The sequence below is a fragment of the Stenotrophomonas sp. MYb57 genome, assembly GCF_002966815.1.
GTDB lineage: Bacteria > Pseudomonadota > Gammaproteobacteria > Xanthomonadales > Xanthomonadaceae > Stenotrophomonas > Stenotrophomonas indicatrix.
In genome coordinates this window covers 1,926,344-1,937,984 of sequence record NZ_CP023271.1, presented here as the reverse complement: position 1 = coordinate 1,937,984, position 11,641 = coordinate 1,926,344, and the positions used below count along the sequence as shown (strand labels likewise).

The following is an 11,641-nucleotide window of genomic DNA, read 5'->3' as shown; positions in this document are numbered from 1 at the left end:
TCGAAGGCGGGGTGGGTCCGGTTGCGGGGGTGTCCGCGGCATGGATGCCGCGGCCAAGCCTCCAGGGATGGATTCACGGCGTCCCCCGCAACCGGACCCACCCCGCCATCCCACGAAATGCACGCTTCTGCCGTTGCCGTTGCCGTTGCTCTGGCATCTGCAGGTGCAGGGCGCAGCCCTGCCGAAGAACACCCCTCAGTGCGCAGCAGGCCTGGACGGCGGCAGCCAGGCCGCGACGATGCCCAGCAACGGCAGGAACGCGGTCAGCTGGTAGACGAATTCGATGCTGGTCTTGTCAGCCAGCAGACCGAGCACCGCTGCGCCGAGGCCGCCCATGCCGAAGGCAAAGCCAAAGAACAACCCGGACACCATGCCAATGCGGTGCGGCATCATTTCCTGCGCATAGACCACGATCGCGGAGAAGGCCGAAGACAGCACGAAGCCGATCAGCACCGCCAGCACCGTCGTCCACAGCAGGTCGGCATGCGGCAGCATCAGCGCGAACGGTGCCACGCCCAGGATCGAGGCCCAGATGATCGGCTTGCGACCGATACGATCGCCCAGCGGACCGCCGAAGAATCCACCCGCGGCGGACGCCACCAGGAAGGCGAACAGATGCAGCTGCGCCTGCGCCACCGGAATGCCGAAATGATGCATCAGGTAGAAGGTGAAGTAGCTGCCGATGCTGGCCATGTAGAAGTACTTGCTGAAGATCAGCACCAGCAGGATGGCCAGCACCCGGGCGATCGTGCGCGGCGGATGGCGCGCGGCAGTCACACCGTGGGCTGCTGGCCGGGGGACGCCCAGATGCAGCGAGTACCAGCGACCGACATAGGTCAGCAGGGCAATGCCGATCAACGCTGCACCGGCAAACCACGATGCGGAATGCTGGCCATAAGGCACGATCACCGCTGCGGCGATCAGCGGCCCCAGCGCCGTGCCGAAGTTGCCTCCCACCTGGAATACCGACTGCGCCAGGCCATGACGGCCGCCGGAGGCGAGGCGTGCGATGCGCGAGGCTTCCGGATGGAAGATGGCCGAACCGATGCCGACCAGCGCGGCGGCCAGCAGCACCATCGCGTAGTTGGGCGCAAAGCCGAGCAGCAGCATGCCGCACAAGGTCGAGGCCATGCCGATCGGCAGCGAGTACGGGGCCGGCCGGCGGTCGGTGGCAAGGCCGACCAGCGGCTGGAAGATCGAGGCGGTGAGCTGGTAGGTCAGCGTGATCAGGCCGATCTGGGTGAAGCTGAGATTGAAGCCGCCCTTGATCACCGGATAGATGGCCAGGATCAGCGACTGCATCATGTCGTTGACCATGTGCGAGCTGGAGATTGCCGCCAGCACTCCTGGCGATACGGGGCGGGCGGATACGGCGGGAGAAGCCAGAGTCGACATTGCGCACGGTCAGGATGGGGGCGAGCCGTGCATGCTACGGTGGCCACCCGCTCCCTTCTGCCGCGTTCTGGTCATGGCCTATCGCAAAAAGGACACCCCCTGCCCCATCCGCGAAACCGCGCCGTGGAACGAGGTGCCGGTGCATCGCCCGGTCACCTGCCGCGCACGCGACTACCGCGCCGGCACCCACATCGCGGCGCACAAGCACCGGCGGCACCAGCTGGTCTATTCCATGTCCGGGCTGATGGTGGTGCGCTCGGAGGTCGGCCGCTGGGTGGTGCCCTCCACCCGCGCCATCTGGATGCCGGCGGGCATGGCGCATGCGGTGGACTGCATCGCCGAGGTGCACATGCGCAGCCTGTACATCGAACCGTCATTCGCCCCGCAGCTGCCCGCCGAGCCCTTCGCCGTGCAGGTGGCCCCCCTGCTGCGCGAACTGCTGCAGGCAGCCATCCTGATCGACGGACCGCATGAAGAAGACAGCCGCGATGGCCGCGTGGTGCGGCTGATGCTCGACGAACTGCACCGCATGGACGTACTGCCGTTGCACCTGCCCGAGCCCGTCGACCCGCGCCTGCACAGGATCTGCCAACACATCCAGAAACATCCCGGCGACGAGGCGACCCTGCAGGACTGGGCGCAGGCGTTGGCGATCGACGTGAAAACCATCCAGCGCCACTTCGCCAGCGAACTGGGCATGACCTTCGGCCAGTGGCGGCAGCAGGCGCGCCTGCTGGCCGCGATGGAACGGCTGGCCCGCGGCGAGAAGGTGATCGATGTGGCGCTGGCGATGGGCTACGACAGCCCCAGTGCATTCACCAGCATGTTCAAGCGCCAGCTGGGGCAGACGCCGGCGGCATTCTTCCGTTGATCCGTTGCACCGCGTTCACGCATGGCGCGGATCTGCTGCGCCGGAAACGAAAACGCCGGGCATGGCCCGGCGCTGTCGTTCAACATTTCCCTCAAGGGATCAGGACGTCATCCGATCCCAGAAGCCCTTGACGCCGTCGATGAAGGTCGCCGACTTCGGCGAATGCTTGCGCGCATCCTCGCCGTTGAAGGTGGCTTCGAACTGCTCAAGCAGTTTGCGCTGGTCGCTGGTGAGGTTGACCGGCGTCTCCACTACCACGCGGCAGTACAGGTCACCCTCGCTGCGGCTGCGCACCGAACGCACGCCCTTGCCGCGCAGGCGGAACAGCTTGCCGGTCTGGGTCTCGGCCGGGATACGGATTTCCGCTTCGCCACCGAGGGTGGCCACGCGCACGGTATCGCCCAGTGCGGCCTGCGAAATGCGGATCGGCACTTCGCAGTGCAGGTCGTCGCCGTCGCGCTGGAAGATGTGGTGCTCGCGCACGCGCACTTCCACGTACAGATCGCCCGGTGGCGTCCCCGCAGGGCCGGCCTCGCCCTCACCCGCCAGGCGGATGCGGTCGCCGGTATCCACGCCCGCCGGCACCTTCACCGACAGCACCTTGTCTTCTTCGACACGGCCGTTGCCGTGGCAGGTCTTGCAGGGCTTGGCGATGATCTGGCCACGGCCACCACAGTTGTGGCAGGCCTGCTGCATGGCGAAGATGCCGCGCTGGATGCGCACCTGGCCACGACCATGGCAGACGTTGCAGGTCTCGACCTTGCCGTCTTCCGAGCCGCTGCCATCGCAGTCGCCGCATTCGGCCAGGGTCGGAATCTCGATGCGACGCTCGACGCCACGCACCGCTTCTTCCAGGTCCAGCTCCATCACGTAACCGATGTCGGCGCCGCGACGCGCCTGGCGCGGGCCACCACCGCCGGCACCACCAAAGATGTTGCCGAAGATGTCGCCGAAAATATCGTTCATGTCCGGGCCGCCCGGACCACCGCCACCACCGCCCATGCCGTGTTCGAACGCGGCATGGCCATGGCTGTCGTACATGCGGCGCTTGTTGCCGTCGGACAGGACTTCGTAGGCTTCCTTGCACTCCTTGAAGGAGGCTTCGGCCGCCGCATCGCCCGGGTTGCGGTCCGGGTGGAACTTCATCGCGCAACGGCGGTAGGACTTCTTCAGTTCTTCGTCGGTGGCGGTGCGGGCAACGCCCAGCACTTCGTAGTAATCGCGCTTGCTCATATCGTGGATCGCATTCCGGAAAGTCGGGATTCGTCAAAGCGGAAGAGCGGAACCAGGTCCGCTCTTGCGTCGGGCGCCCCGACACGCCAGAGGGCGGTCAGGACCCTGGTACGACAACGGGACGCTGGCAACCAGCGTCCCGTGTCGGTCCGGATCAGGACTTCTTGTCGTCCTTGACTTCGGTGAACTCGGCGTCCACCACGTCATCCTGCGCCTTGCCCGCATTGCCGGCGTCGGCACCCGGGGCGGCACCGCCCTGGTCGGCCGAAGCCGCAGCGAACAGCGACTGGCCAGCTTCTTCCAGCACCTTCGACTTGGCTTCGATCTGTGCCTTGTCGTCACCCTTCATCGCGGTTTCCAGATCGGCCAGGGCCGCTTCCACCTTGCCGATCACTTCGCCACCAACCTTGCTGCCGTGCTCGGTGATCGCGCTGCGGGTGCCGTGGATCAGGGCATCGGCCTGGTTGCGGGCCTGCACCAGCTCCTGGAACTTCTTGTCTTCTTCGCGGTTGGCTTCCGCGTCGGCGACCATGCGTGCGATCTCTTCCTCGGACAGACCCGAACCGGCCTTGATCTCGACCTTCTGTTCCTTGTTGGTCTTCTTGTCCTTGGCCGACACGTGCAGGATGCCGTTGGCGTCGATGTCGAAGGACACTTCCACCTGCGGCAGGCCGCGCGGGGCCGGCTCGATGCCGGACAGGTCGAACTTGGCCAGCGACTTGTTGAAGCGGGCCTGTTCGCGCTCACCCTGCAGCACGTGCACGGTCACGGCCGACTGGTTGTCCTCGGCGGTGGAGAACACCTGCGAGGCCTTGGTCGGAATGGTGGTGTTCTTTTCGATGATCTTGGTGAACACACCGCCCATGGTTTCGATGCCCAGCGACAGCGGGGTCACGTCCAGCAGCAGCACATCCTTGACGTCGCCGCCGAGCACGCCGCCCTGGATCGCAGCACCCAGTGCCACGGCTTCGTCCGGGTTGACGTCCTTGCGCGGTTCCTTGCCGAAGAACTCGGTGACAGCCTGCTGCACCTTCGGCATGCGGGTCTGGCCGCCGACCAGGATCACTTCGCTGATGTCGCTCGAACGCAGGCCGGCGTCATTCAACGCAACGCGGCACGGCTCGATCGACTTCCTGATCAGCTCTTCCACCAGCGATTCCAGCTTGGCGCGGGTCAGCTTGATGTTCAGGTGCTTCGGACCCGACGCGTCAGCGGTGACGTACGGCAGGTTCACTTCGGTCTGCTGGGCGCTGGACAGCTCGATCTTGGCGCGCTCGGCAGCATCCTTCAGGCGCTGCAGGGCCAGCGGATCCTTGCGCAGGTCGATGCCCTGGTCCTTGTTGAACTCTTCAACCAGGTACTCGATGACGCGGTTGTCGAAGTCTTCGCCACCCAGGAAGGTGTCGCCGTTGGTGGCCAGCACTTCGAACTGCTTCTCGCCGTCGACATTGGCGATCTCGATCACCGAGACGTCGAAGGTGCCGCCGCCCAGGTCGTACACAACGATCTTGCGATCCTTGTTGTCGCCCTTGTCCAGGCCATAGGCCAGCGCGGCCGCGGTCGGCTCGTTGATGATGCGCTTGACGTCCAGGCCGGCGATGCGGCCAGCGTCCTTGGTTGCCTGGCGCTGGCTGTCGTTGAAGTAGGCCGGCACGGTGATGACCGCTTCGGTGACCTTCTCACCGAGGAAGTCCTCGGCGGTCTTCTTCATCTTCTCCAGCACCTTGGCCGAGATTTCCTGCGGTGCCATCTTCTTGGCATCGCTGGTGGCCACCCAGGCATCACCATTGTCATGGGCCAGGATGCTGTACGGGACGTGCGCGATGTCCTTCTGCACTTCGGCGTCGGTGAACTTGCGGCCGATCAGGCGCTTCACCGCGTAGAAGGTGTTCTTCGGGTTGGTCACGGCCTGGCGCTTGGCCGAGGCACCGACCAGGACTTCGCCGTCCTTGGTGTAGGCGACGATCGACGGGGTGGTGCGATCGCCTTCCGAATTTTCGATGACGCGGGCCTTGCCGCCGTCCATGATCGCCACGCACGAGTTGGTGGTGCCGAGGTCGATACCAATGATCTTGCCCATGGGGGAGACTCCTTGAAGGATGTTGTTTTTGTCAGTCCGGCCGTTCGGCCGGTGGATGAATGGGATGTGGGGGAGGCTCGTGGAACATTCAAGCCATCCCCCGAACGCTGTGTTTCCGTTCGCCCAACACGTTCAGCGTCGGTCGTGCCGATGCCCCGGTCGCGGCGGGAAAACCCGCGCCAGGCCAGGCCCGGCGCCCGCGGTCAATCGGCGGCAACCACCACCAGCGCCGGCCGCAGCAGGCGCTCGTTGAGCAGGTAGCCCTTCTGGAACACGGTCACCACGCTGCCCGGGGCGGCGCCGGGGGCAGCGACCTGGCTGATCGCCTGGTGGTGTTCCGGGTTGAACGGCTGCCCGGTCGGGTCCAGCAGCACCAGGCCGTTGTCACCAGCGACCTTCAGCAGCTGCTTGTAGGTCAGCTCCAGGCCCTCGCGAAGCGGATGGGCATCGTCGCCGGCGGCCTTGAGGCCGGCATCGAGGCTGTCGAATACCGGCAGCAGTTCGCCCAGCAGCTTCTCGTTGGCGAACTTGCGCGCCTGTTCGATGTCGCGGGCCACGCGCTTGCGCTGGTTGTCGAGGTCGGCGCGCTCACGCAGCGCTTCGGCCTTGACCTGCTCCACTTCGGCACGGAGCTGTTCGATCTGTTCGTTGACGCCCTCGGCGGCAGCTGCGTCGGCGGCGGCCTGCTGGGCGGCGATGTCTGGCTGATCTTGATTCATGTCTGGGTCCCTGGCGGTCACTCTCCGCCTCCACCCACCCTAGTGTGGGCGGGATGCTGCGTTTCAAGCGTCCGATGCACCCGGAGTTCGCCCGCCCGGCGAAAAGGCCGCGCCGAGCACATCGGCGGTGGCCTGGACCAGCGGAATCATGCGGTCATAGGCCATCCGCTTCGGCCCGATCACGCCCAGCACGCCCAGTACCTGGCCGTTGGCGGTGTACGGCGCGGTGACCAGCGAGACGCCCTGCAGGGGTACCACGCCGGTTTCCTCGCCGATGAAGATGCGCACGCCGGGGGCCTGGATGGTCCGCTCCAGCAGCTGCAGGATCTCGCGCTTGCTGGAAAACAGCTCGAACAGCTCGCGCAGGCGCTCCAGGTCGGACAGGTCCTGCACCCCCATCAGACGCGTCTGGCCGGCCACCAGCATGTCGTCGGCCGGCGGCTGCAAGGCCTGCTCGGCCAGCTCGACGCTGTGCGCCAGCACCTGTTCCAGCTCGGAACGGGCGTCGCGCAGCTCCAGCAGCAGGCGGGTACGGATCTCGGCCAGGGGCAGCCCGGCAAAGTGGGCATTGAGGTAGTTGGCCACCTGCTCCAGCTGCCCCGGTGCGAAGTCCTGGCGCGTCTCGATCACCCGGTTCTGCACTTCATTGTCGGCAAACACCAGGATCGCCAGCACCCGGCGCCCGTCCAGCGCCACGAAATCGATCTGGCGGAAGGCGAACTGCTCGCGGCGCGGCGCGCTGACCACGCCAACGAAGTGGCTCATCGCCGACAGCAGCTCCGACGCACTGCCGAGCAGCGCCTGGGTACTGCCGCCTCCGGCCAGCTCCTGACGCAGTCGGGCCAGCTCCCCTTCGCCCGGCGGCTGCATCTGCAACAGGCTGTCGACGAACACCCGGTAGCCATGCGCGGTCGGAATCCGGCCCGCCGACGTATGCGGCGAGGCCAGCAGGCCCAGGTCTTCCAGGTCACCGAGGATGTTGCGGATGGTGGCCGGACTGACCTCCAGGCCGGCCACGCGCGCCAGCGTCTGCGAACCCACGGGCTCGCCATCCTGGATGTAGCGCGCGATCAGCGTGCGCAGCAGGTGCCGCGCGCGCGGGGCAAGTTGGTCGGGAGAACCGTGCATGGAATCAACCTGTGAGACAGGGACATTAGATAATGGCGACGCATCCCCTTGGCAAGTCATTGGACGACCCCGCCGCGCGTGCTAGCGTTGCGCGGCTGCAGACACCCCCTTACCCATGCTCAGACATCTTTCAATCAAGGATTTCGCCGTCGTCCGCGCCACCGAACTGGAGTTCGGGCCGGGCATGACCGTGGTTTCAGGCGAGACCGGCGCGGGCAAGTCGCTGATGGTCGACGCTCTGGGCTTCCTGTCCGGCCTGCGCGCCGACAGCGGCGTGGTCCGCCATGGCGCGGCCCGGGCCGAACTGTCGGCCGAATTCGCGCTGGACCAGCTGCAGGCCGCCCGCCAGTGGCTGGCCAGCAATGAGCTGGACGATGAAGACCAATGCCAGCTGCGCCGCGTGATCCGCGCCGACGGCGGCTCGCGCTCGTGGATCAACGGTCGCCCGGTCACCCTGGCGCAGCTGGCCGACCTCGCCGGCCTGCTGGTGGAAATCCATGGCCAGCATGAGCAGCAGGCCCTGCTGACGCGCCCGTCGCAGCTGGCCCTGCTGGACGCCTATGCCCGCAACGAAAGCGAACGCCGCCAGGTGCGCCGCGCTGCCGCCACCTGGCAGGCGCTGGTCGATGAATCCCTGGCACTTTCGCAACAGGGCGACGTGAGTGACCGCATCGGCTTCCTCGAACATCAGCTGCGTGAACTGGACCGTGAGGATCTGGAGCCGGAGTCGATCACCGCGCTCGGCGCCAGCCATCGCCGTCAGGCGCATGCCAGCGCCCTGTTGGCCGCCTGCCAGGCAGCTTCGGACCAGCTCAACGGCGACGAAGGCCACTCGGCGCTGGATCAGCTGCAGCAGGTGCGGCATGAACTGGCCAGGGTGGCCGAACATGACCCGCGCCTGGGCGACGTCGATGCCCTGATCGACAGCGCCTCCATCCAGCTGCACGAGGCGCTGGCCCTGCTCGACCGGGTGCATGACGACCTGGACGCCGATCCGGACCAGTTCGAGGAGAACGAGCGCCGCCTCGGCCGCCTGCACGACCTGGCCCGCAAGCACCGCGTGCCGATGGATGAGCTGGGTGCGCAGCGTGAGCGCATGCACGCCGAAGTGGAACAGCTGCGCGGCGCCGACGAGCGCCTGCAGCGTCTGGCCGGCGAAATTGAAAAGGCCGCAGCGGCCTGGCGTGTCGAGGCCGCAGCACTGACCGCCAGCCGCCGCACCGCTGCTGCCGAGCTGTCGGCCACCACCACCGGCATCATTGCCGAGCTGGGCATGGGCGGCGGTCAGTTCCTGATCGAGCTGGAGCCGCAGGACAACGGCAAGCCGGACCCGCAGGGCGCCGAGCGCGTCGAGTTCCTGGTGGCTGCCAATGCCGGCCAGCCACCGCGTGCGCTGCGCAAGGTCGCTTCCGGTGGCGAGCTGTCACGTATTTCGCTGGCCATCGAAGTGGCCGCGCTCGACCTGGATGCAGTGCCGACCATGGTGTTCGACGAAGTCGACTCCGGCATCGGTGGCGCGGTGGCCGATATCGTCGGCCAGAAGCTGCGCGCCCTCGGCGAAAAGCGCCAGGTGCTGTGCGTGACCCATCTGCCGCAGGTCGCCTCCAAGGGCCACGCCCATTACCGGGTCAGCAAGGCACCGGTGGAAGGCATGACCCAGAGCGCGGTGGAGAAGCTCGACGCAAAGGCCCGCGAGGAAGAGCTGGCGCGCATGCTGGGTGGCGTGGAAGTGAGCAAGGAAGCCCGCGCCGCCGCGCGCAAGCTGCTGCAGGTATAGGCCCCTGCACGCCTGTTGGCGCGCGTGAATCGCGGGCATTCATCCACGCATGGCGTGGATCTACTGCAGGCCTGACGCCTGGTAGTGCCGGCCGCTGGCCGGCAACCCGACGCACGTGGACGAAGTCATGACGCTGCCGGCCGGCGGCCGGCGCTACCCCCGCGGCTGCGTCAAATCAACGTTCTCCACCAGGAAATCAAGGAACGCGCGCACCCGCAGCGGCAGGTAGCCCCCCTGCCCCAGGAACACCGCGTGCACCTCTTCCAGGTCGCCCGGGTTGGCGTCCTCCAGCACGGGCAGCAACCGGCCTGCCGCAATATCGGCCTGCACCTGGAACGCCGCCAGCCGGGCCAGGCCCAGCCCACCCAGCACCAGCTGACGCAGCGCGTCGCCATTGCTGGCGCGCGCATTCCCGCTCGGCAGCACCCGCTGCTGCTGGCCATCCTGAAGCAGCGGCCAGCCCTGCACCGACCGTGCATGGCCGATATCCAACCGGTTGTGCGCCAGCAGCGCATCGGCATTGGCCGGCAGTCCGTGTCGTGCCGCATAGGCCGGTGCCGCCACGATCATCATCCGCGTTGCACCCAGCCGGCGCGCGACCAGGCTGGAACTCTTCAACGGACCGGCCCGCACCGCCACGTCCGTGCGCTGCTCCAGCAGATCGATCACCTCGTCGGTCAGCGTCAGGTCCACACCGACCTGCGGATGACGCTGCAGGAATTCCGGTAGCAGCGGCAGCAGGAAATGCTGGCCGAACGGCACGTTGGCATTGACCCGCAGCCGCCCGCGTGGCTCGGCGTGGGCGCTGGCACAGCGTTCGGCCTCTTCCAGATCGGCCAGCACCCGCAGGCCGCGCTCATAGAACGCGCAGCCCTCCGGGGTCAGCTGCAACTGGCGGGTGGAGCGCTGCAGCAGACGCGTGCCCAGCCGTTGTTCCAGCCGCGCAACCAGCTTGCTGACCGCCGACGGTGTCATCTCCAGGCTGCGGGCGGCGGCGGAAAAGCCGCCGGTTTCGATCACCCGTACGAACACTTCCAGTTCGCCGGATCGGTTGATGTCGGTGCGTGCCATGCCAATGAATTCGATTCACAGATGATTGTCCATGCGCAGTCTAGGTCACAGATGACCCTGGACGCACCATGGTCGTCCCTCCCACCGGGTCATCCCGATGAATCGCCTGAGCCAACTGACCGCCACCGCCCTGCTTGTCCTGTCCGGCGCCGCCGCCGCGTCACCTGCCCCGCACTGGGTCGCCAGCTGGCAAGCCAGCCCGCAGCCGGTGTGGGGCGGCGATTTCCTGTTTCCTACCCTCATTCCCGGCCAACTGCAGGACCAGACCTTTCGCCAGAGCGCTCGCGTCAGCCTGGGCGGGTCGCGCCTGCGGGTCCGGCTGAGCAATGTCTACGGCACCCAACCTTTGCGGATCGGCGCTGCCAGCATCGCCGCCCATACCGGGGACACGCCGCAGCCGCTGCGCTTCGACGGCCAGCCCGGGGTCGTGATTGCGCCCGGGCAGGACCGCCTGAGCGATCCGCTCCCCCTTCCCACCGCTGATCGGCAGGCGGTGCAGGTCAGCGTTTACCTGCCCGACCGCACGCCGCTGCAGACCTTCCATTGGGAAGGACGGCAGACCAGTTGGATTGCGCCGGGCGACCAGCATCAAGGGCCCGCGCTGCGGGACGCCAGCAGCACCACGGCCCGCCTGCTCCTGTCGGCTATCGACGTCGAGGCCCCGGCCATCGCGCGCAGCGTGGTGGTGATCGGCGATTCAATCACCGATGGCGCCACCGCCAGCCTCGACCAGGACCAGCGCTGGACCGATCACCTCGCCGCGCGGCTGGCACCAGAAGGTGTAGCGGTGGTCAATGCCGGCATATCCGGCGGTCGCCTGCTGCGCGATGGCATGGGCGAATCGGCCCGCAAGCGTTTCCAGCGTGACGTGCTCGACCAGCCCGGTGTCGCCAGCGTGATCGTGCTGATCGGCATCAACGACATCAGCTGGCCGGGCACGGCCTTTGCCCGCGCGCAGGCCCGGCCCAGCCTGGCCGAGCTGCAGGCCGGCTACCGCGACCTGGCCCAGCGCGCCCACGCACGCGGCCTGCGCATCCTCGGCGCGACCCTGACCCCGTTTGCCGGCGCCCTGCCCGGCACCCCGCTGGACGACTACTACGCCGCGGACAAGGACGCCCTGCGCCAGCAGCTCAACGCCTGGCTGCGCACGGACAGCCCGTTCGACGCGGTGATCGACCTCGACGCGGCCCTGCGCGATCCGGTCGACCCCTCACGGATGGCGGCTGCCTACGACTCCGGCGACCACCTGCACCCGGGCGATGCGGGGAACCGGGCGATGGCCGAGGCGGTGGATCTGGACGTCCTGATTGGGCCATCCACGCAGGGCGTGGATCTACCGCGACGCTGAGGCCAGACAAACAAAAACC

General features: G+C 67.2%; 9 protein-coding genes. 3 read left to right on the top strand and 6 right to left on the bottom strand.

The window, feature by feature from the left end; all coding sequences use genetic code 11:
• Positions 1-195 precede the first annotated feature (195 nt).
• Positions 196-1,395, bottom strand: coding sequence for an MFS transporter (locus CLM74_RS09025; RefSeq protein WP_105163877.1), 1,200 nt, complete (start codon positions 1,393-1,395; stop codon positions 196-198).
• A gap of 73 nt (positions 1,396-1,468) precedes the next feature.
• Between CLM74_RS09025 and CLM74_RS09020 the strand changes: the two genes are divergently transcribed.
• A complete protein-coding gene (locus CLM74_RS09020; RefSeq protein WP_105163876.1) occupies positions 1,469-2,266 on the top strand; it encodes a helix-turn-helix transcriptional regulator in 798 nt (265 codons plus the stop codon).
• A gap of 99 nt (positions 2,267-2,365) precedes the next feature.
• Here the strand turns inward: CLM74_RS09020 and dnaJ are convergent, their stop codons facing one another.
• The 4 genes from dnaJ to hrcA all read right to left on the bottom strand — a co-directional run bounded on the left by dnaJ (position 2,366) and on the right by hrcA (position 7,426).
• Positions 2,366-3,499, bottom strand: coding sequence for a molecular chaperone DnaJ (gene dnaJ, locus CLM74_RS09015; protein ID WP_025878872.1), 1,134 nt, complete (start codon positions 3,497-3,499; stop codon positions 2,366-2,368).
• Positions 3,500-3,653: 154 nt separating this feature from the next.
• The gene (dnaK, locus tag CLM74_RS09010) at positions 3,654-5,579 is read right to left on the bottom strand and encodes a molecular chaperone DnaK (RefSeq protein WP_025878871.1); all 1,926 of its coding nucleotides are present in this window, start codon (positions 5,577-5,579) and stop codon (positions 3,654-3,656) included.
• A gap of 203 nt (positions 5,580-5,782) precedes the next feature.
• Complete coding sequence (gene grpE, locus CLM74_RS09005) at positions 5,783-6,298, bottom strand: nucleotide exchange factor GrpE (protein ID WP_025878870.1); 516 nt, start codon at positions 6,296-6,298, stop codon at positions 5,783-5,785.
• A 63-nt stretch (positions 6,299-6,361) separates the two neighbouring features.
• The gene (hrcA, locus tag CLM74_RS09000; RefSeq protein WP_025878869.1) at positions 6,362-7,426 is read right to left on the bottom strand and encodes a heat-inducible transcriptional repressor HrcA; all 1,065 of its coding nucleotides are present in this window, start codon (positions 7,424-7,426) and stop codon (positions 6,362-6,364) included.
• Positions 7,427-7,541: 115 nt separating this feature from the next.
• Between hrcA and recN the strand changes: the two genes are divergently transcribed.
• Entirely contained in the window at positions 7,542-9,203 is a 1,662-nt protein-coding gene (recN, locus tag CLM74_RS08995; protein ID WP_025878868.1) for a DNA repair protein RecN, read from the top strand.
• Between the two features lie 153 nt (positions 9,204-9,356).
• Here recN and CLM74_RS08990 read toward each other — a convergent pair whose 3' ends face one another.
• On the bottom strand, positions 9,357-10,274 hold the full coding sequence (locus tag CLM74_RS08990; protein WP_025878867.1) for a LysR family transcriptional regulator: 918 nt from the start codon (positions 10,272-10,274) through the stop codon (positions 9,357-9,359).
• 97 nt (positions 10,275-10,371) lie between these two features.
• Here CLM74_RS08990 and CLM74_RS08985 point away from each other — a divergent pair, with 97 nt between their 5' ends.
• The gene (locus CLM74_RS08985) at positions 10,372-11,622 is read left to right on the top strand and encodes an SGNH/GDSL hydrolase family protein (protein ID WP_105163875.1); all 1,251 of its coding nucleotides are present in this window, start codon (positions 10,372-10,374) and stop codon (positions 11,620-11,622) included.
• The last annotated feature ends 19 nt before the right edge of the window (positions 11,623-11,641 follow it).

What these genes read in the sequence shown, in the direction of transcription:
- CLM74_RS09025 (WP_105163877.1), bottom strand. Translation starts at nt 1,395, where the DNA reads ATGTCGACTCTGGCTTCTCCCGCCGTATCCGCCCGCCCCGTATCGCCA.
- CLM74_RS09020 (WP_105163876.1), top strand. Translation starts at nt 1,469, where the DNA reads ATGGCCTATCGCAAAAAGGACACCCCCTGCCCCATCCGCGAAACCGCG.
- dnaJ (WP_025878872.1), bottom strand. Translation starts at nt 3,499, where the DNA reads ATGAGCAAGCGCGATTACTACGAAGTGCTGGGCGTTGCCCGCACCGCC.
- dnaK (WP_025878871.1), bottom strand. Translation starts at nt 5,579, where the DNA reads ATGGGCAAGATCATTGGTATCGACCTCGGCACCACCAACTCGTGCGTG.
- grpE (WP_025878870.1), bottom strand. Translation starts at nt 6,298, where the DNA reads ATGAATCAAGATCAGCCAGACATCGCCGCCCAGCAGGCCGCCGCCGAC.
- hrcA (WP_025878869.1), bottom strand. Translation starts at nt 7,426, where the DNA reads ATGCACGGTTCTCCCGACCAACTTGCCCCGCGCGCGCGGCACCTGCTG.
- recN (WP_025878868.1), top strand. Translation starts at nt 7,542, where the DNA reads ATGCTCAGACATCTTTCAATCAAGGATTTCGCCGTCGTCCGCGCCACC.
- CLM74_RS08990 (WP_025878867.1), bottom strand. Translation starts at nt 10,274, where the DNA reads ATGGCACGCACCGACATCAACCGATCCGGCGAACTGGAAGTGTTCGTA.
- CLM74_RS08985 (WP_105163875.1), top strand. Translation starts at nt 10,372, where the DNA reads ATGAATCGCCTGAGCCAACTGACCGCCACCGCCCTGCTTGTCCTGTCC.